This window comes from Streptomyces sp. G7(2002) (assembly GCF_028870195.1).
GTDB lineage: Bacteria > Actinomycetota > Actinomycetes > Streptomycetales > Streptomycetaceae > Streptomyces > Streptomyces nigrescens.
In genome coordinates this window covers 2,179,775-2,199,267 of record NZ_CP102609.1, presented here as the reverse complement: position 1 = coordinate 2,199,267, position 19,493 = coordinate 2,179,775, and the positions used below count along the sequence as shown (strand labels likewise).

Sequence of the window (19,493 nt, the reverse complement as noted above, 5' to 3'; positions counted from 1 at the left end):
GACGAGTGTGGCGTCGTGTGCCGATATGCGGTCGTCGGGCTTGTCCAGTTTTCCGGGAGTCGGTCGGGGGCTGTCAGCGGGAGCGCAGAGCGTCCAGCAGGGCGGGTGAATTCGGGGGATCAGGAGCGGGTGCGCCGGCCCCGTGGCTGTGTGGCGGGGGTCGCCGGCGCCGGCGGATGGGTGGTGGTCCGGCTGCCGCTGCTTCCGTGGGGTGAGCGGGCCCTGGCGGCCTCAGCGCGACGTCCGAGAGGCTGTGTGGCGGCGGATGCCTCCCGTTCGCGCTCCAGTCGGCGCGCTGCGGTGCGGTAGGCGGCCTGGTCCTGGCGCTCGCCGACGGCCAGGAGGTAGATCTCCCTCTTGTACTGGGAGGGTGCCGGGGCGTCGCGATACTGGATGACCAGCCGCCATCGGGTCTCCGGATCGACGTAGACCTTGTGGCAGCCCGCCAGCTCGCGCTGTAGAGCGGCGCCGCGCTCGTTGCCGTGGACCAGGTGCTGCAGTTCCAGCAGGGCCAGGTCACGGATGTCTTCCGGGATAGACCGCAGGTCGGCGAGGGCCTCGGGATGAGCCGCGAAGGCGTACCGGGCCCGGCTCACGGCGCGCTCCGACGCACACGTGCCGGCGCAGCCGACGGCGATCGAGGCGGTATGACGGCAGCCCGTGGCACGGCGAGGCCACCGGAGTTGAACGTCGAGCGGGCACGGGCAGCCTCGGCTCGCAGGCCGATCGCGCCGTCGGGAGCCGGAGCCAGGGGAAGGGGAGTGGAACGCTCCCTCACCCAGGTGTCCGCGGCTTCGACGGAGGGGAAGGTGCCCTCCCGCACCGTGTAGGAGCGGAAGTCCTTGGTGGTCTCTTCGAGGAAGACCCGGCACGGAGCGAGCGCGGAGGCGGGGTGGCTGTCGTGGACGAGGGCGCTCACCTCGATACCGAAGTCGAAGGAGCACGGGTTGTCGGTGGAGTGGTCCAGGACCGTGTACCGATCGTCCGGGTTGGCCCTGAGCATGTCCTCAAGTCGGGCCGTGAGCACGTCGGCTGGCCGCGGACCGTGGTTCTTGGACAGCTCCGCCGATTCGGCCGGGCAGCCCTGGCGGATGAGCCAGTTCTGCGCCAGGGGAATGACCGGGTGGCGCTCGTGCGCGAAGTCGAACGTGCGCTGGGCGGTGTCCCGGGTGATGTGCAGCGTGACGTACTCCGCCGTACCGGGGATGTCCCAGATCGCGGTTCGGTCGTACAGGAGCAGATAGGTGTCGCGGCCATCGGCGCTGTGGTGCTCGGCAAGAGGCACGAGCATGTCGTCCGAGAGCGTCACCGAGAAGAACGCGTCCTCGGTCCGTTCGGTGGCGGCTTCGAAGCCGTCGATCCGGTAGTCCGGACACGGTGGTTCGTAGGAGTTGGCCATGTCAGACCCCGGCAGGCTCGGGCGAGGCCAGCAGGCGGTGGTTGGGCCGGGCCGGGCTGCTGGTGCACGCCCCGAACGGGCCGTCCGGTGTGCGGAGTTGCAGCAGGGCCGGGTCGAGGTGGTCGCGGTGCCAGATGGAGGCTCCGGCCAGGCCGGCCTTGACGTCGGTGAGCTGCTGCCAGGCCAGCCACAGGGCGTGCAGCCGGGCCACGGCCTCGGGGTGCTCGTGCCACTGTTGGCACCACGGACGGCCGGTGGTGATCTCCCGCCCGTAGACCGGCAGCAGAAGGTGGTGCACCCAGGTGGTCAGCGCGGCGAGTTCCTCGGCGTACGCCTTGCCGTCGAGCGCGAGGATGAAGATGGAGGACGGCCCCTCCGCCCCGGGGGCAGCCGCATCGCTGCCCGCCGGGGCCGAGGCCGGAGTGGTCTCTTCCGTGTGAACGGGCTCGTCGTGTTCGCCGTCCTGCTGGGGTGGCTGTTCGTCGGTGAGCCGGGCGAGCGTCTCGCCCTGCTTGCGGCTCTCCGTGACGAGCTCTGTGACGGTGGCGACGAGGTCGTCCAGGTTGTGGTCCGGTATGCGTACTGGCTCGCTGTCGTGAGCGGGTTCAGACATCGATACCCCTTGGAGTGAACGTGTGGGGTGTCGAGGTTCCGGAGAAAGCACGGTTTGGCCACGCCGGAAATTTGGTGTAGACGGCGCAGGTCAGAGCAGTGTGCGGTGGCGGCAGAGTGGCCGTGGTGGGGCGAGGATCTGCAGGGCGCGGGCGGCCTGTTACGGCACAACACCGTTGCCCAGGGCTGCCAGTTGGGCAGGACGTCCGAGCCCTCGGGTGGCGGTCACCCAGCCAGGATCAAGGCCCTGCATCCACTCCACGAACAGCGGGCTCAGGCGGCCCGAGTCGTCAGTCCGCCGCGGGGCGGGGCGGGTGCTCTTGTCCCACCGGGCGGACCCCTCAGCCCCTGAATGGCCTCCGTGTCCGAGAACAGCGACAGCACCTCTGTCAGTGGCGCCTCGCCGACGGGCCCCGTCCGTCCCCGCCCCGTGCGCATGCCCTTCATGCCGGACGGGTGAGAGCCGGGCTGCTGAGGTGGGCAGGAGCCACTCGACCTCGTCCGCCAGGTCCGGGCCGTGACCGCCCAGTTGCCGCTTCAACGGGTGCTGGCTGCCGCCGTTGGTCGCCAGGTTGCTGGTTGGTGTCTTGAGCAGGGGCGGTCCGCCCGGATGGCCAGGCGGCAAGGAAGATCCGCCACCAGGTCTGCCCGTGGCCCTGACCAGAGACGTTCAAAGTCATGGCTGGCTGTCAGTGGCGCGGCGTAGCATCTGGTCATCTGGTGGATCATTCCAAGATCGGATCAACCGTGCCCGACCTGTCAGCCCCGCTCGATGACGCGCAGCACACCTTGCTCAAGATCATGGCCGAGCAATACTTAAAGACCGGCCAGTGGCCGTTCTGGCGCTACGTCGAGCAGATGATGGATCATCTCGGGTACGACGACGCCGAGCAGGTACTCAAGTCTCTGCCGGTAGTCGGGACCAATAGCCCCGTTGGCGTGTCGTATGGCCTGGCTTGGTATGACCGGGTGCACCTGGCGGATGACAGTCGTCCGGCTCTCACTGTTGCCGCTGGCCTCCACTCCCCCGAGTTGAGGCATGTCTTTGGCGAAAACTTCATCTCGGTCTTGCAGTACTTCGTTAAGCACCAGCGGGCCGTCAGGCCGTCCCCCGACAAGGTGGAGGCCAGCTATATCACTTCGGATGATTTCAAGCGAGATTTTCCCGCTGTCACGCAGGAGTTCGTGGCAGCTTTGCCGGGCATCTTCGAGCATGAGCCGGTACTTCGGCGCGGTGTTCAGCCGTGGGGAACGGGTCCTGGCGGGTGGCGCTTCGAGCTCCATAAGTGGCTCAAGGACTACCGCGGCGTTGACGACTTGAACGGCTATGTGCAGCAGGTTGCTGAGTGGACTGTGGCGGCTAACACCGTCATCATCCCGGAAAGCCAGGCTCCTGTTCTGGCACAGGTGCTTGGTGCTTCCGGTGGCAAGATTCGGATTGGAGAGAGGTTGACGGCTGGCATGCCGACGGTCACGGGTGCCGTCAACCCGCGCCCGGTCGCTCCGCCCGAGGACCCGCCGCAGTACGTCAATGAAGACCTCATCAAGGAGTTGGAGGCCAAGCAGGGCCAGACCCGACTCAGCCCGGACAAGCTCCTGCAACTCGTCCGGGAGCTGAACGCCTGTTTCCGGGAGGGTCACGCCTACGCCTGCCACGCCCTGGTGCGGGCCATCATCGACCACGTGCCGCCGATCCTCGGACAGAAGTCCTTTCAGGCAGCGGCTAGTAACTACGCTTGGCCTACCGATGCAGACCGGAAGTACGCCAAGAAGCTGCTGGAGTTCAAGAACCAGGCGGACGACGTGATGCATCGCCAGATTCGCACCAGCCGGAGCGTCATCACGATGCACGACGTGCCGTTTCCGGGGTACATCAATGCGCTTCTCCGGGTCTGCGTCGACCAGCTCTAGCGACCTTGGTGAAGCGGACTCCGCTTGGAATGGCGTTGCCGGCCACAACGCCGTTCCCACAGCTGGAAGCCTCTCGGGTGCCGAGCTGTAGAAGGAGCCACCCGTCGCCGCCAACGTCAGGAGTCGGTCGACAAGCAAACTGAGCATCGCAGCGTGTGCGGGACGGGAGAAATGCTCCGGCCGCAGCCAGGGCGAAAGGCGGCTAAGTGGCCGGGAGCCAGGAAGACCGCTCCAAGGACCGCTTGGACGAGTGAAGAAGGTGAAGGCCGGGAAGCGGATCGGGCGGGCGGCGCGGCGCGAGGGCCGCGCCGCGCGGTCTCGCCCGGGTGCGGAATTGCGCGGGATCGGTCATGCCGCGGGAGTGAAGTCGTCTTGGCGCAGCGTCTTGGCGGCAGCGCGTTCGCTGATCGCGGCTGTGGCCTTCGCGGATGCGGCGCCCAACTTCTTGGCGTTTCGGCCCTTGTACCAGGGCTTGAGATCGATACGCGCGAGGCGGATGCCGGTGGCCATCAACACGGCGGTGCCCTTGGGCATCGCGCGGAGCACGTCCAGCGGCAGCACCCGCTCCTGGCGCATCGAGACCGAGGTGGACTTGCCCGACTCGCCGGTGGAGACCGAGATCGTCCGCACTTCGTGGTCACCGCCGAGGCGCGAGATCTTGTCGGCGAAGTCGGCGTCGTCCATGCCCGAGCCGATCACCTTGATCGTCGCGGCGGAGAGCAGCGCGTCCATGCCGGACTGGCCCCAGACCCTTACGCCCTGCTGGTAGGACTGCAGGATCGTCATCGGGATGACGCCGCGGGAGCCGAGATGCGAGTACAGGTCCGGCAGGTCGGCGATCTTGCAGACGTTGGCGGCCTCGTCCAAGATCGCCAGCAGCGGAGCATCCAGACGCCCGCCATCGCGTTCGGCCTGGATGACCGCGGCGCGCATGACGGCGTCGGCGGCTGCGGCGATGATCGCCGAGGCCGAGCCACCGCCGTCCTTCGACAGCAGATACAAGGTGTCCTTGCTGGTCGCGAACGCCTCCGGCTTGAACTCCCGCACCTTTTCAAGGCTCTTGGGCGGGGTGACCCAAGCGGCGATGCCGGGGTCGAGGAGGCAGCTGGCGTACTGCCGGGCGGTTTCGAAGATGCCGTCGCGGGTTTCGACCGCGCCGGCCACGGTGCCCTGCAGCTGGGCTGCGACTGCGTCGAACCCGGCGTCCTGGAGCAGATCGATCGCCGTGCGGTCGGCCGGCGAGGCCAGCCAGGCCAGCACGTCCGTGATCGGGCGTCGGGCCTGGGCGGCGGCCAGGAAGAACGCGGTGAGGGTGTTGGCGGCGGCCGTGGACCAAAAGTCCCCGGCACTCGACTCGTCGACGGAGGCGGTGACGAAGTGCCCGGCGAGCCGCCGGGCCCCGGCGAGATCGCGGGCGTCGGCGAGGATGTCCCACCACATGGTCTGTGGCGCGTGGGCGATCTGCTGCGGATCCAGCGTCCACACCGTCCCGACCTCGGCGCGGGCGTCGATGGTTGCGGTGTAGGCGTCGCGTGCCGCCTTGTTGGAGGTCAGCAGCACGGGGCCGGGGGCGCGCAGGATGGCGGGGATGGCCAGGCCGGAGGTTTTGCCGGAGCGGGGGGCCATGATCGCCAGGATCACGTCCTCCCAGGAGGAGCGGAGTTCGTCCTTGCCCGGCTTGCAGGTGCCCAGCAGGACGCCCCGGTCGTCGGGGGCGACGTTCTTGGGCTTTTTGCCCGACAGGCTGGGGCGCAGCTCGATGGCTTTGGCGGCGATCTGCTTGGCCAGCAGAGGCTCCAGGTCACGTCGGGTGGCCAGCCCCGACGGGCTGCTGCGGAAGCGCAGCCAGACCTTCGCGGCGACGACGGCGGTGGCCATGAGGACGAGGGCGGGCAGGACGTAGCAGCCGGTGACCAGGGCGGGCTGCGGCAGGTGAGGCCAGACCCGCTCCGGGTGGAGCAACGTTTCTTCAGGGTGGTAGGCGGCCCATGGGCCGGAGCCTGCGACGGCATTGGTGAGGTTGCCGAACAGCCAGGCCAGCGAGCCTCCTGCCATGCCGAGCCCGGCGACGGCGAGCAGGAGGTAGAGGAGGAGGTCGGTACCGGTGGTGGTCGAGGGCGTGCTGGTGCGTGGGGACGACAAGGCGAGTTCCAGGTGGCGCGGCGCGGTGAGGGACGGCGGGGCGACGCGTTGTTCTGGTGATCACGAGGACTCCCGGGGCTGTTGAAGGAGGGGTCTACGGGCGGCGGGAGGCGGCGGCCTGTACGTCCGTCGGCGTGTGCGTGTCGGTGGACGGGCTGGTGGGCCAGCCGGGGTGGTCGGGGCGGCGGTCGCGGATCTCGGCCCAGGCGGCATCGCGGGTGGAATCGCAGACGAGGTGGGAGGCGATGTCGGTGTAGTGGCCCGCATGGAACAGATGGACCACCGCCTGGGTGGCACGGGCCTTCTGCTCCGCCTCGCTCAGCCCCTCGGGCAGGCGCAGACGGAAGGCTGTGGGCGTCCTTTCGAAGCCGCAGGCCAGGAAGGTCCGGCGGGCGCAGTTGTTGCGACAGTCGGCGGTGACCGCGCCGCTGGTTGGGTCGCGGTAGATCTCGGCTTCCCGCCCGTACACCTCGTTGAGGGAGGAGATGCAGCGGGACAGGAATCGGCTGATGCGAGACATGGGATGGCCTTTCTGAAGGAGAGCTGGTGGCGGGTCAGGCAGCGAACTGGGCGGTCAGGGCGCCGGCGTAGTGGTCACATGTGGAGCGTGCGTGGAAGGTGTCCTGATGGATCCGGGCCCAGCGCCCGTCCTGGCGGATCACGTTGGCGACGAGGTCCACCGAGCGGTGGCCCCGGCGCAACGCGACCCATCGGCAGGCGGCCGTGTCGCCGCCGGGCTCGATTCCCGTGGCGGCGACGATGTCCTTCACCAGGGCCTCCCACTGCTCGTCGGACAGGACGCGGCCGGTGTGGTTGACCACGGAGCAGTGCCAGGTGGGACGGACCGGCCGTCGTCCGGTGCGCTGCTGGCGTGCGTGGAGAGGTTCATCGAGCAGCTGGGCCAGGTGCGCGGGGGAGAGCGCGCTCGCGGCTTGCAGATCTGGTGACCAGGCGGCGAGGAGGTAGGGAGCGAAGACTTCGACGCGGTTGGCGTGGAGCGTGGTGAGGAGCGCTGTGGTGTCGGCGGAGCGCTGTATGTGGCAGTCGAAGGATGGACGCACGGCAGAGCCTTTCGGGCGAAGGGGGAGGGGCTTAGAAGTGGGGATTTTCGTTCGGCCGGTCGCTCTCGGTGGCGGCGTCCAGCAGTTCTGGCAGGTCGGCGGGGTCGGCGTCGCGCTGGTCGATCCACCAGCCGGCGCGGGTCAAGGGCCGGATCGCGTCCTCGATGGCCTCCCATTCCGCTTCGCTGGTGGTGCCTTCGAGGACGAGGGCGGTGTAGGCGGTGGAGACCAGCCGGTGGCGGCATCGGGCGCCCCAGGCGATGGCACGGTCGGTGCCTTCCAGATCGGGCATGCGGTATTGCTCGGACCACTCCTGGGCTTCGGCCTGCTCGGCGGCCCGTTTCTTCGCCAGCCACTCGGCCTTCGACTCGACGTCCTCGCCCCGGGCGGCTCGCCAGCAGTCGGTGCAGCCGCGTGCTGAGAGCCAGCGGGCGTAGCCGGCACGCCGGTCGGCCGACCGGTCGGAGAGGTCGGCCTCGGTGGTGTGTCCGCAGGCGTGGTCGATGGTCCACAGCGTCTTGACGGCCATGACAGGAACTCCTTCTTCTGTGTTTCTGGGGTTGGAAGGGGTGGTCAGCGTGTACGGCGGGGACTGGGAGGCGCGTCGAGGGAGTGGGGTGCTTCTTTCGGGGCCGCAGCAAGGTCGGCTGGGCGTTTCAGTGAGGAGGCCACGGCAGCGCGAGCACGGGCGGTGTGCGTGACGGAGGGGACGTTGTGCCGCTTCGGGAGCGGAACGTCGGCCAGCGGCGGGGCATCCATGGCTGTCACATCCGGCATGACCGACAGATCGAGCTGCGCGTCGGCCAACCGGTCGCCGAGAAAGGCGACATGATGCGCGATCGTGCGCAGGTGCTGGCCCAACTCCCGGCCGTCCGGGGTATCGAGCCGCTCGCACCAGGCGGCGGCGGTGTCGATGAACTCCTCCAGGTCGCCGACGGCACCGTGGTGCTCATCGAGGATCTGCTCCAGGACCTCGGCGACCTCGGCTGAGCGACGCAGCTCGTGCAACTCGCCGCTCAGCGCGGTCAACGACTGCCCAGGCTGCGTTGTACGTGCGGCCATGCCGTCCGGTGTGGGGACGGGCGGCGGCAGCATGATGCGGGGATCGGCGGCAACGGAGACGCCGGCGTCCTGAAACTCGCGGGTGGCGGCGGCCACGGTCCGGACCGCGGTGTTGTGTGGTGTGCCCTCCGGCAGGAGGTAGACGTCCAGGTCCTGGCTGTAGCGGAAGTGGTGCTTGCGCAGGACCTCGTCCAGGTGCGGCCGGTCATCCGCTACCGCGGCTCCCACACCAAGATCGGGATTAACTCCGAAGGCAACGTCGGGCTCGTAGGGCAGGTTCATCACGAAGACTCCTTCGAGGCAGCGGCGTCAGCGGGCGTGGACCGGCTGCTGGGTGGCGGCGGGCGGGCGGTAGGCGACAGTGGCGGCTGGTTGCTGCTGCGGCAGCGCGACGCCGGCACGGGCCGGGGAGATGGCGGTGGCGGCCTGAGCGCGGCGCTGCATCATCGACAGCCTCGGGCCGCGATGCTCATTGCCGGGCATCGAGTAGAAGGCGTCGAACGCGCGGCCGGTGTGCTCCAGCCGGGCCTCGACATACCGCAGATCGCCCTCGCCACGGAGTAGCAAGCCCTCGCGGGTACGTACGTCCGTGCCGACCGCGCGCAGCGTGCCCTCACGGTCACGGACCTGGTCGTGCACCACAATCTGAGCAGCCCGTATGCCAGCGTCGAGAGCGCGGGCGGAAGCGAAGGCCGCCTGCCCGGCACGGGGCACCTGAGCGGCGGAACGATTCTCCAGTCGGTCAAGACCCTGGTGGGGGGTGAGCGGAGCGTGGGGATTGCGGTCGTACGCAGCGTCGGAGGTGACGGTGTACTGCGCGGCCCGCAGGGACTGGACTGCCTGTTGTCCTCGGCGGGTTGGGTCCCGGTTCGGCTCGGTGAGGGCGTAGAGGTTGCTGCCAGGCAGCCGCTCGAAGCCGACCCGCCGCAGCATGTGATCGACGACGTGGTTTTCGTGCGAAGTCGCTGCCACGACGCCAAAGCGCTCGTGGTGGCTGACAGTGATGTGCGGACGTGTCTCCGCCACGAGTAGTGCACCTCGCAGAGGTTGGGGCCGTGCGGACGACGAGGATGCGGCCCGAAGACGGGTTTGGTGATGCCGGAAAAATGCGCTAGCGCGAGCAAGGCCGACGGTCGTGCCCATGCACATCGACCGGCCCTGTGGTGGCGGCGCGCTTCGGTTCAGCCATGACGGCTCTCAGCGCGATCACGAGCGGGTGCCTGGCCGTGCAGCACTCGCGCGGCGCATCTCATCCAGGACGCTGAATGGGCCTGTAGCCACAGGGATGTGGCTATGGGCCGCGTTGGCCCTTGCGGCGTCGATGTAGAGCTGGACGAGCCGACGTGCGGCACGGCGGATGGTGGTCTGCAGAGGCATGGAAACGGATTCCTTCAGATGTTTGAGAGGGGAGGGCGGAGGGAGCCGAAGTGCGGTTTCGGCTCCCTCCGTGGTGTGAGCCCGGCCAGCGGGTGCGCTCAGGCAGACATCCGGGCGTCTGTATCGAACAGTTCGCGCTCGCTCGGATGGAGCAGATGTTGAGTAATGAACGACCTGTCCGCGACCTTCCACAGGCCACGCCCCTTGGTGAGGGCGGCCACGGCCTGGGACTCCACCCCGGTCAGCCCCAGCAGGGTTGCGGCGGAAGTGAGTTGGTCGGCTTCCTGGCGGTAGATGATCCGGGTCGAGCAGTCGGTGAGCAGACCCTCGGCCAGTGCCCGGCCCCGGGAGCCGGCATCGCCTGCGGTCAGCAGATCGCTTAGGCGGTGGATCACCATGAGGTTGGCGATGCCAAGACCGCGGCTGAGCTTCCACTGGCTCTGCATGCGCTCCAGCAGGGCGACGTGCCGCATGACGCGCCATGCCTCGTCATAGATCACCCAGCGCCGCCCGCCGGTGGGGTCGGCGAGCGCGGACTCCATCCATGCCGAAGCGCAGGTCATGGCCAGAACGAGCGCGGTGTCGTCGCCGGCACCGCCCAGGCGCGACAGATCGATGGACAGCATCGGCGCACTGGGGTCGAACGCCACGGTGCTCGGGGCGTCGAACATCCCGGCCAGGTCACCGCGTACGAGCCTACGTAGCGCGTGGGCCAGGTCTTCGGCTGCGTGCCCGAGCCGCCCGGTCAGCTCGCCGAGAGCAAAGTCGAGCCGCTCGGGAGAACCGAGCACGTGCGCGACGTCGCCCAGCAGCGCTGTGGTGCCGCTCGCCTCGGCGTGGGCGACAGCCTGGTCGAGGGCGACGTCAAGAGCGGTGTGCTCCATCGGGTGCAAATCCCGCCGCAGGACGGTCTTCGCGAGCGATCCAAGCAGGAGAAGGCGGCGCTTGCGGACCTCGCCTGCCCAGTCCTCCTCACTGACGCCGTGCGCCCTGGCGGGTGCGTCCAGCGGATTGAGCCGTCCGGGCAGGCCGGGCCCAAGGGCGATGGTCTGGCCGCCCAACTCCTGGGCGACGACAGTCCACTCTCCCTTGGGATCGCAGGGGACGTAGATCCGGTAGCCGAACGCCACGGCACGCACGGCGAGGGACTTGGCCAGGGCGGACTTGCCCATGCCGATGATCCCGGCGAGCAGGATGTTCGGATTCGTGAACCCGTCGAGACGTCCGTAGAGGGCGAACGGGTCGTAGGTGAACGCCGCTTCGGCGTGGACGTCGCGGCCGATGTAGATGCCCTGGGCGCCGAGGCCGCCCTCGGCGAGGAACGGATACGCGCCGCTCGCGGTGGCGGTCGTCATGCGGTGGGCGGGGAGCTTGAGACGGCCGCCGCGGGCGGAGTTTGGGCCGGGTCGGCCGGCGGCTGGGTAGGTGGCCCGCAGCTCGGGGTCGATGCCCGGTTCGGCACGGCGCGCTTGGGGGCGCGCGGCGTGGCGGGCCTGGTCGCGGGCGGCGGCGAACTGGTCGCGGGCCGCGCGGGCGGTGCGGCGGTCGCTTTTGCGGGGGACGAACAGCGGGCTGGCGCTGGCGCGGTCGCGGATGTGGGTGGGCATGACGGTGGTGCTCCAGCGGGTCAGTGGCGGGTCAGGCCGGTGAACGGGTCGCGCAGATCAGCCGGAGTGTGGTCACGGCGGACGTGTGCGGCGGTGGCCAGGTGGCGCTGGCAGATGGTCAGTTCGGGCGCGCCTTCAGGGAGGCGGGCCCGGCACGCCTCCCGCGTGCGGGGGCGGCCGGTGCCGGGGTGAGCGGCTGAGTGGTAGGCGTCGTGGAGGTGCTCGGCGGCCTGCCACAGCCGGATCCGGCAGGCCCGCAGGTGATCGCCCTCGGCCTCGGCCAGTGGGGTGGTGCGGGTGGTGTGGGTGTCGAGCAGGCCGTAGAGAGCGGTGAGGTGGGCGTGGAGGGCGTCCAGCTCGGTGCGGTGTGCGGCCGTGGGCCCGGCGGGGAGGTTGATCGCCCGGTGGAAGTCGAGCGCCGCGGTGGCGAACGGGACGAAGTCCGCAGCCAGGTCGGGCAGGGGGTCGGTCGGCATGGGGTGGCCCTTCGGGTGAGCGCGGTGGTGGAGCTGGTGCGCTAGGGGCGGGCCAGCGGGAGGGCGGCGCCTGTGAAGGCTTCGGCCTGCTGCCAGGTCAGCAGTCGCAGATCGAGGAGGGCGGAGACCGCGGCCGTCTCAATGGCGGCGCAGGCGGAGTTGAGTTCTTCGTCGGTATCGGCGCTGACGGTGAGCAGGCCGGTCAGGGCGACGTCGGCGTGGCCGGCGATCAGCTGGCGCTCACGAGCCTTGATGTCGGCGTACTCGACGGAGTCCTCTTCGGAGTCGACCCGGCCCTTGCGCTGCCGTTCGGCCGCGTCCGCGATCACCGTGGCCTTCTTGCGCTGCACGTCCTTAAGCGCGGCATCCAGCCCCTTGGGTGCGTAGGTCAGCGACAGCGTGCGGCGTACCCCCGAGGTGAACAGGAGCTGATGCAGGAAGCCGGGGGAGGTTTCGATGCGGGGCCAGTTCTCGATCCAGTACGTGGCGTGGCGGGCCGAGTCGGTCTGGATGCGGTCGGCCTTCTCCACCAGGACGACCGGGCCGGCAGCGGCTGGATCGGCTTGGGGGCGGCCTGCCTCGGACCACTGATCCAGAGCCGCGGACGCCTTCGGGTCGTAGGCGGTGCGGATCACGGCGGCGATCTCGCTCGCCCCGAGCCAGCCACCGGGCATCAGACCGGAGTTGCGGGCGGCCTGGTCGAAGGTGGAGGTCAGCTGGGACAGGACGGCGGATGCGCCGGTGAGTCCGCCGCCGGCCTGGTTGATCAGACGCCGGGCGGCCTTGAGATCGAGCGCGAGCGCGACGTACGCCTCGTGCGGGGCCGCGGCGGGACCAGCGGCGGCCAGCAGTTCGCTGTAGATGGGGCCGGCGAGGTGGGTGTCGGCGTTGCCGTGCTCGGTCCAGTAGCGGTTGAGCGCATCGCCGGAGTCGGGCACGGTCCGCTCCAGCACCTGGACCCGAGCGATGTGACCGGTACGGGAGAGGGCGGCCAGGGTGCGGCCCCAGCCCGCGACATTGCTGGTCTGCGTGGCCGGATCCAGCAGGGCGAAGGCACGGGAGGACACCTTCACTACAGCGGTCAGCGTGCCGTGGTGCGGATCGTGCACCGCACCGAAACCGCCGCCCGGAGAGGTGACCACCCGCAGGGAAGCAGCGGTGCCGGGAAGGTGCAGTAGACCCTCGCGCCGCGGTCGGCGGGAGGGGCGGGCCAGCCAGATGAGCTGGCCCTTGAAACGCCGCAGCGCATAACGCAGGGCGATGGGAGCCCAGTCGGCGAGGGACCGCCCGCGGTGGCGGATGAAGACCGCCGCCAGGATGATCGCCCACAGCGGGATGAGCTTGAGCGCACCGGTGACGCCGGATTGCATCAACACCCCGAGCAGGGCCAGGCCGGTGAGAGTGACAACGACGAGCTGGGCGACCGACAGGCCGAGCAGTACGCCTCGACGTGAGCGGTGGGGGAACTTCACGGTAGCCGGGCAGTCAGGCAGAGAAGCGTCGGGATGCATGGCAAAGCCGTCCTTGGAACGTGGTGAGAAAGAAGGAAGGAGAGACGGGGCGGGCGGGCCGAGCGCGTCAGGCGCCCGCCCCGTCAGATGAGGGCTACGACCCCGATCCGCCCGGTGGCTTTGGATAGATCCACCGCTGCGGAGTACTGCCGCCCTGCGGAGGAGGCCCACTTGCCGGTGGCGGCGCGCTGGGCCGTGGCGCCGGCGGATCCATCCGCGTACCCGCCGCGGCCGAAGCGCCCGGCGTGGACGAAACCGGCACCGAAGGTGCCGCCGCACCCGAGGCGGCTCCCTGGTCGGGGCGCTGGATCAGGGGCTGGCCGCGGTCGCCGTCCGTGGGAGGTCGCTGGATCAACGCCCGGCCCTTGTCGCCCGTGGCGTTGGGGTCCTCGCCGTAGCGGAAGCGGGTCTGCTTCGGCTTGCCACTACCGCTCGAGCCGCCGGTCGGGTCGATGCCGGACGCGATGCCATCGGTGCCCTGGCCCGGCACCTTCGACGGCCCCTGCGGAGCAGGCGTACCTGTACCCGCCTGCATGGCGAGCTGGCCTGTGGTCTTGGCTGCACCCGCCGCCACCGTCATGCCGGCGACGCCGGTGCGGTGCAGGTCGTCGTGGCCCCCGCCGTCAGCGGCCCAGTGGATGAACTTGTAGGTGGCGTAGGGGCACAGCATCACCAGGACCATCACGACGATGCCCGCGATCGCATCCGACAGGGCAGCGAGTCCACCGTGCGAGTCGGACTTTCCCATGGCCGAGACGCCCAGCAGGAACACGATCGTCATCAGCAGTTTGCTGACGACCAGGGTGGCCGTGGCCTCGATCCAGCCGCGGCGCCAGCGCTTAGCCACTTCCCAGCCTCCGCCGGCACCGGCGAAGACCGCCAGCGTGACCAGGACCAGGATGCCGACTTTGCGCGCGACCATGACGGCCCAGTACAAGAACGCACCGATCGCGCAGCCGAGTGCGACGATCGAGGGGACACCCCAGCCCAGGCCGTACATCGCCCCCAGCTCGTTCACCTTGATCATGCGGCGGACGGCATCATCGACGGAACTGTTGGCGGCCTTGAACAGACCGGCACTGAGCGCGTCGACCACAGTGATCGCGACGGTGGTGCAGGCAATGGCGGCGAAGGCGAAGAAGACGCCCACCATCGTCCCGAACGCGGCCTGGGCAAGGGCACGTTCGTCCCTTCGCCATGCAGCACGGGTCAGCTGCAGACAGAACGTGCCAACCGTCAGGATCAACCCGATCGGCAACAGCAGCTCGTAGTTGTTGCGGAACCACTCGGCGTTCAGATCGATGGCGGTGGTCTGATCGACCGCCTTGGACGCGAGGTCGGCGGCCGACTGGGCTACCTCGCCCATCGACTTGGCGATCCAGGCGCCGATGCCGTCGGTGACCGCCTCGCCGGTGGAGCTGACGACGCCACCGACGGCATCGCAGACCGTATTCATCAGAGGAAGATCGCAGGCTCCCATCAGGGCACCTCCTTATCCGGGATCAGGGCCGTCATGGCGCGGCGTTGGGCAGGACGGCGGCCAGCGCACAGTCCTGATGCGGCCGGCACTGGACGGCGAGGGTCATCGAGCGGGCCTCGGCCCCAGCTCCAGACCCCTTCCAAGCGAGGGTCTGGTTGCCGGTGACCGTGACGGCGTAGAGGTACGCCTCGGTGATCGCACCGGGATCCTGGGCCAGGGCCGTCTTGAACGCCTGAGGGAAGTGGCCCTCGCCGATGCTGGCGCTCGCGTGCTGGTGGTTGTCGTGCATCCGCGACCACAGCACCGGGCTGGGCACCTGGTCGGTGATGGACTTCCAGTCGGTGTACTTCTTCTCGCCGGTCATCCACCGCTTCAGCCCGGCGAGGTGCCCGGCCTGGGAGAAGGCGCGGGTGTCGTACGTCCACAGGACCTTCGTGGCCGCCTTGGCGAACACGATCGGATCGCTCGTCTTCGGAGGATCCGCGACAGCCACGCCCTTGCCGTCTGTCGCCTCGGGTGAGGGCGACGGCTCCTGGGCGGACGCCGATGGCGGGGAGGGCTTGGCCGAGGCCGGGCTGTCCGTACGGTTGAGATACGCGACGAGACCGGCGACGGCCAGCAGCACAGCGAGGATGATGCCGCCGATCAGCGAGCGCCGCAGGACCGAGGCCGGTTCTCCGTACGTGCGCTCCTCGGCATTGCGGAGACGTTTCTTCGACATCAGTGGACCTGCGTTCCCATTGCGGAGAAGAACGCGACGATGCCGTTGGCCGCACCCAGCAGCAGGGCGCATCCAGCGGCGATGGCCGTGCCCTTCTTGCCGTTGGCCTCCGCCTGGTGGCCGCCGCTGTGGTGGCCCCAGGCCCAGACGACCGCCGAGATGACCAAGGCGCCAACCGCGGCGATGATGCCGAACAGATTGATGCTGCCCATCACGTTCTTCAGGACATCGAGACCGGGAAGCCCGCCCTGCTTCGGCGTGACGCCGGGGTTGTAAGCGAGGTACTGGACGTGCTGCATGAGCTTCATGGGAACTCCTGTGCGAATTTGGGCATGCGAAGGCCGGAAGGGGAGGAAGAGAGAGGAGAGGAAGAGAGGCCGGTCAGGCGACTCGGCGGGCAGCGAGGATGTCCGGCCGCCACGAGGCGAGGGTCGAGATCTTGACCACGTCGCCGGTCTTGGGAGCCTGCAGGATCAGCCCCTGGCCGATGAACATCCCGACGTGTTCCGGCACCGCTGCTGTGCCGCGCGTGAAGAGCAGATCACCAGGCTTGAGAGCATCGACGCTGACCGCCTTACCCTCCTTGACCTGCGTGTACGTAGTCCGGGAGATCGAGACCCCACCAGCCTTGTACGACGCCTGCATCAACGACGAGCAATCACAACGACCCATCGGGTCCTGACCGCGCGGATCGGTACAGCTGCCACCCCACTGGTACGCAGTGCCAAGCTGACCGAGCCCCCAACGGATCGCCGTACGAACGGGCTTGGGCGCGTCGGCCGGGATCTTGTAGCCCTTGGGGACAGACCCGGCCGGGATCGGGCCGAACCCGCTCCCATCGCCTCCGGTCCCGCATCGGCCAGAGGAGACCTCCGGCTGGGCGTCCTTGCCAGCGTCCTTGCCGGAATCGCCCTTGGCGGGGGAGTTCTTGGCGATGGCCTTCTGGAGCGCCGTGGCCAGCGGTTCCCACTTGGCGTAGGCGTCCGGGAGCCCGCTCGCCTGGACGGCCTGCGCGGCCTGGGCGATGGTCATCGACTGCCAGCCCGAGACCTTCAGCAGCCCCTCGTAGAACTTCGTCGAGGCGTGCACCGGATCCCGGGCCTGCTGCGCGGTGCCCCAGCCCTGGCTGGGACGTTGCTGGAACAGGCCGAGCGAATCCCGGTCGCCGTAGTCCAAGTTCAGCAGCCCCGACTCCTGCAAAGCAGTCGCCAGCGCAACGATCTGCCCGCGCGGGGGCACCTTCATCGCGACGCCGGTGGCCAGGATCGTCTTGGCGTTCGGTATCTGCTCCTTCGGGTTGTCCAGCCCCGCAACGGACACCGAACCCTTGCCGCCGCCCTTGAGGATCGACTCCACCTGTTCGGCCACGGCTTTGGTATCTACCGCGCCAGCACCACCGGCTTCGCCGCAAGCGGCCTGGGCGTTGCTGGCGCCGGCCAGGGCAACGGCGATGGGCGCGATCAGCAGCATCGGGGCGAGGACGACGCCCCCGGCTATCGCTGCGACCTTCTTCACAGCCGACCACCAGACGCTCGGCGTATCCAGATATCCGGCTCGGGCGAGGGGCGTGCCTGGGCATGTTGCATCAGCAACTCCTTACTTGCTCGTAGGCAGCGTGGCGCCGGCGTTCTCGTCGAAAAGGCCACCGGCACCACACCGGTTAAACACTCGAAAGTCCCCGAAGGGAGGGCCGTGCTTCGGAGCTGCTAACTCCGAAGCGCCGATCCCTCTATCGCAATGCGGCAGCCAGCCGCGCTCGTAATCTCAGGCACCACACGGAGAATTCCTCTCCCTCGCATCCGTCAGAGCTCTTCATGGGTGCCGAACGGGCCGCCAATTGGACGAGGCAACACGCATCAGCACAGCTCAACAGGGCCGGGGCCAGGGCCCGTCCTGCGAACACGGCGAGACTGTAGAGACAAAATCCGGCCGCACCAAACGAGCCACGATCATGAAAGAAACGACCAAGATCACGCCATTGGGTGCCGCCGAAAAAAGGCGCTAACCTCCAGCCCACTGCCCGCCCGGTCAGCCACCTGCGCGGTTACCCCGAGCAGTTCTTGCACGCATACCCCGATCCACGAGTGCGTGCATGTAGTCGTCCTCCAGAAAGAGAGATTCGCCGAATGCCGTCGTACACCCTGCACCGAGGCGACGCGCTTGCCGTCCTGAAGTCCCTGCCGGACGAGAGCGTCGATGCCGTCATCACCGACCCGCCCTACAACTCCGGCGGACGTACCAGCTCCGAACGCACCGCCCGCACCGCACGAGCGAAGTACACCAGCGGCGACGCCCGCCACGACCTCGCCAACTTCCCCGGCGAAAACCGCGACCAACGCTCCTACCGCGCCTGGCTGACCGAACTGCTCACCGAGGCATACCGCGCCAGCCGCGAACACGCCGTCGTCATGGTCTTCTCCGACTGGAGGCAGGACCCCACCACATCCGATGCCCTGCAGATGGCCGGCTGGACCTGGCACGGGAAGATGCCGTGGATCAAGCCGGCCTCACGGCCCCGCAAGGGCGGACCGAAGCAGGACTCCGAGTTCATCCTCTGGGGCGTCAAGGGCACCCTCGACAACACACGCGACCTCTACCTGCCCGGCCACTTCATCGCCTCCCAGCCCCGCAAGGACCGCGTCCACATCACGCAGAAGCCAGTGGAGGTTATGCAGCAGCTCGTCCAGGTCTGCCCGCCAGGCGGCACCGTCCTCGATCCCTTCACCGGCAGCGGCTCCACAGGCATCGCAGCCCTGAAGGAGGGGCGCAATTTCGTCGGCGTCGAGCTTTCCAGCCACTATGCCGACGTGGCCGAACAGCGCCTCCGCAGTGTCCTCACCCAGGACGACTTCGCACTCGCCGGGCCCGAGGAATGAGAACAGCACACTCAGGCAGACCGGGCCAGAACACAGAACAAGGGCGGTTGTGTCATCGAAAACCCGATGACACAACCGCCCTTGACCGTTCAGTCAGCCAGCTTCGACGCTCTGCCGGATGAGGTCACCGGCTCGCGAGAGATCCTCCAGCGATCTGATCCGCACCTCGACCCCGTCCTTGATTCCCAGGCAGCCCAGACCGCGGACGTCTCGCGCAAAGCCCTCCTCCAACTCCAGAGCGTCCGGGTCCAGCTTCAGGTTGATCACGAGCAACCGGTTCCGCGGCTGTACGCGCACCGTGGCGACATTCTTGATCCGCCGGTACGCGATGTAGTGCAGCTGGGTCTCCTTCTGCACTTCCTCGTGCGACAGGAGCACCTCCTCGAGTTCCGTGTACAGATCCTGAAGATCCTTCGGCGACTCGTCGAGGTACTGCTGCACCGACTTCGGCGAAACCGCACTGGAGACCCGCGCTGCGGTGGCCGCCTTTCCCCGAGCCGGGACCGCGGCGCCGGCAATGGAGGCGACCAGCTGCAACGTCAGCACATCGTCGAAAACGCGGTAACTCACCAAGTCGATGCGACGGCCGATCATCTCGATGGCCACCGTGTCATGGTGCGTGAAGTCCCCAGCGACGCAGACCAGCCGGGGATTGCTCCAGTCGATCGCCTCGGCCGCTTCGGCGCCGAACTTCTCCTTGACCAGGCTCTCGAACTCATGGTGATGGTCATGGAGCCACGACAGATACGACAGCGCCTGATTCGTGACGTTCTGATCACGGGAGCGCTTGTACTCCACGATGACCGGCGTCCCGTTCTCGTCCAAGCCCAGAGAGTCGATCCGGCCCCGGTGTCGACCCGTCGCATATTCGCTGGCCAGGAGATGGATGCCGAGCATCACCTCCATATTGGCCTCGATCAGCGACTGCAGATGACGCTCCAGCGCCATCGACGATCCGGGAATCTCCGTGGCCTGCCCGGCGCGCACCCTGAACGCCTTCAAGCTGCTCATACGCCTCCCCCGACTCCACCTCGATCACTGCGAACGAACAATCGAGCCCAGGAGGCATTTATTCCGGCAGAGCCTCGCCGCCTTCCATCGAACCGTGAGCACATTGCGCCAGGGCTGAGACAGCGCGCTCATTCGCTGTCCTCGATGTGCTCGAATGCATTCGGGGCCAACTGGCCCTCGTTCGCCGCAGCCGGGACGAGTGCGGTCACGTCAGAGGACATGCTCGGGTCCGCACGGCGTTCGCGGC

At 68.5% G+C, this 19,493-nt stretch carries 19 protein-coding genes; 2 read left to right on the top strand and 17 right to left on the bottom strand.

From position 1 onward, the window contains the following. Positions 1–119 precede the first annotated feature (119 nt). The 3 genes from NUT86_RS08815 to NUT86_RS08805 are packed head-to-tail and all read right to left on the bottom strand — an operon-like array spanning position 120 to position 2,012. Positions 120–596, bottom strand: a complete 477-nt coding sequence (locus tag NUT86_RS08815) for a type II toxin-antitoxin system RelE family toxin (RefSeq protein ID WP_274734600.1) — start codon at positions 594–596, stop codon at positions 120–122. Next, positions 593–1,399, bottom strand: a complete 807-nt coding sequence (locus NUT86_RS08810; protein WP_274734598.1) for a hypothetical protein — start codon at positions 1,397–1,399, stop codon at positions 593–595. Before NUT86_RS08810 ends, NUT86_RS08815 begins: the two co-directional genes overlap by 4 nt. A 1-nt stretch (position 1,400) precedes the next feature. Beyond that, positions 1,401–2,012: a DUF4913 domain-containing protein gene (locus NUT86_RS08805; RefSeq protein WP_274734596.1), complete on the bottom strand. Its 612-nt coding sequence runs from the start codon at positions 2,010–2,012 to the stop codon at positions 1,401–1,403. Positions 2,013–2,731: 719 nt separating this feature from the next. Here NUT86_RS08805 and NUT86_RS08800 point away from each other — a divergent pair. Continuing rightward, the gene (locus tag NUT86_RS08800) at positions 2,732–3,922 is read left to right on the top strand and encodes a hypothetical protein (RefSeq protein WP_274734594.1); all 1,191 of its coding nucleotides are present in this window, start codon (positions 2,732–2,734) and stop codon (positions 3,920–3,922) included. A 348-nt stretch (positions 3,923–4,270) separates the two neighbouring features. Here NUT86_RS08800 and NUT86_RS08795 read toward each other — a convergent pair whose 3' ends face one another. From NUT86_RS08795 to NUT86_RS08735, 13 genes are all read right to left on the bottom strand, one after another. Then, positions 4,271–6,064 (bottom strand): type IV secretory system conjugative DNA transfer family protein, encoded by a 1,794-nt coding sequence (locus NUT86_RS08795; protein ID WP_274734592.1) that lies wholly within the window; start codon positions 6,062–6,064, stop codon positions 4,271–4,273. A 94-nt stretch (positions 6,065–6,158) separates the two neighbouring features. After that, complete coding sequence (locus tag NUT86_RS08790) at positions 6,159–6,584, bottom strand: hypothetical protein (protein ID WP_274734590.1); 426 nt, start codon at positions 6,582–6,584, stop codon at positions 6,159–6,161. A gap of 34 nt (positions 6,585–6,618) precedes the next feature. Further along, entirely contained in the window at positions 6,619–7,125 is a 507-nt protein-coding gene (locus tag NUT86_RS08785) for a hypothetical protein (protein WP_274734588.1), read from the bottom strand. Positions 7,126–7,156: 31 nt separating this feature from the next. Continuing rightward, complete coding sequence (locus NUT86_RS08780; RefSeq protein WP_274734586.1) at positions 7,157–7,654, bottom strand: hypothetical protein; 498 nt, start codon at positions 7,652–7,654, stop codon at positions 7,157–7,159. A gap of 44 nt (positions 7,655–7,698) precedes the next feature. Beyond that, a complete protein-coding gene (locus NUT86_RS08775) occupies positions 7,699–8,469 on the bottom strand; it encodes a hypothetical protein (protein WP_274734584.1) in 771 nt (256 codons plus the stop codon). A 27-nt stretch (positions 8,470–8,496) separates the two neighbouring features. Then, entirely contained in the window at positions 8,497–9,213 is a 717-nt protein-coding gene (locus NUT86_RS08770; protein ID WP_274734582.1) for a hypothetical protein, read from the bottom strand. A gap of 449 nt (positions 9,214–9,662) precedes the next feature. Next, positions 9,663–11,171, bottom strand: coding sequence for an ATP-binding protein (locus tag NUT86_RS08765; protein ID WP_274734580.1), 1,509 nt, complete (start codon positions 11,169–11,171; stop codon positions 9,663–9,665). 20 nt (positions 11,172–11,191) lie between these two features. After that, a complete protein-coding gene (locus tag NUT86_RS08760) occupies positions 11,192–11,647 on the bottom strand; it encodes a DUF6238 family protein (RefSeq protein ID WP_274734578.1) in 456 nt (151 codons plus the stop codon). 41 nt (positions 11,648–11,688) lie between these two features. Continuing rightward, the gene (locus tag NUT86_RS08755; RefSeq protein WP_274734576.1) at positions 11,689–13,158 is read right to left on the bottom strand and encodes an SCO6880 family protein; all 1,470 of its coding nucleotides are present in this window, start codon (positions 13,156–13,158) and stop codon (positions 11,689–11,691) included. 94 nt (positions 13,159–13,252) lie between these two features. Continuing rightward, a complete protein-coding gene (locus NUT86_RS08750; protein WP_274734575.1) occupies positions 13,253–14,638 on the bottom strand; it encodes an SCO6881 family protein in 1,386 nt (461 codons plus the stop codon). 31 nt (positions 14,639–14,669) lie between these two features. After that, a complete protein-coding gene (locus NUT86_RS08745) occupies positions 14,670–15,359 on the bottom strand; it encodes a hypothetical protein (protein WP_274734574.1) in 690 nt (229 codons plus the stop codon). Beyond that, on the bottom strand, positions 15,359–15,667 hold the full coding sequence (locus tag NUT86_RS08740; RefSeq protein ID WP_274734573.1) for a DUF6112 family protein: 309 nt from the start codon (positions 15,665–15,667) through the stop codon (positions 15,359–15,361). The genes NUT86_RS08745 and NUT86_RS08740 overlap by 1 nt, the downstream gene beginning before the upstream one ends. 73 nt (positions 15,668–15,740) lie before the next feature. Next, positions 15,741–16,874, bottom strand: coding sequence for an NlpC/P60 family protein (locus NUT86_RS08735; RefSeq protein ID WP_274734570.1), 1,134 nt, complete (start codon positions 16,872–16,874; stop codon positions 15,741–15,743). Between the two features lie 611 nt (positions 16,875–17,485). Here NUT86_RS08735 and NUT86_RS08730 point away from each other — a divergent pair. Beyond that, a complete protein-coding gene (locus NUT86_RS08730) occupies positions 17,486–18,235 on the top strand; it encodes a DNA-methyltransferase (protein WP_274734568.1) in 750 nt (249 codons plus the stop codon). A 93-nt stretch (positions 18,236–18,328) separates the two neighbouring features. On the opposite strand, the gene NUT86_RS08725 is transcribed toward NUT86_RS08730, so the two are convergent. Beyond that, entirely contained in the window at positions 18,329–19,246 is a 918-nt protein-coding gene (locus tag NUT86_RS08725) for a DUF5655 domain-containing protein (RefSeq protein ID WP_274734566.1), read from the bottom strand. Between the last annotated feature and the right edge of the window lie 247 nt (positions 19,247–19,493).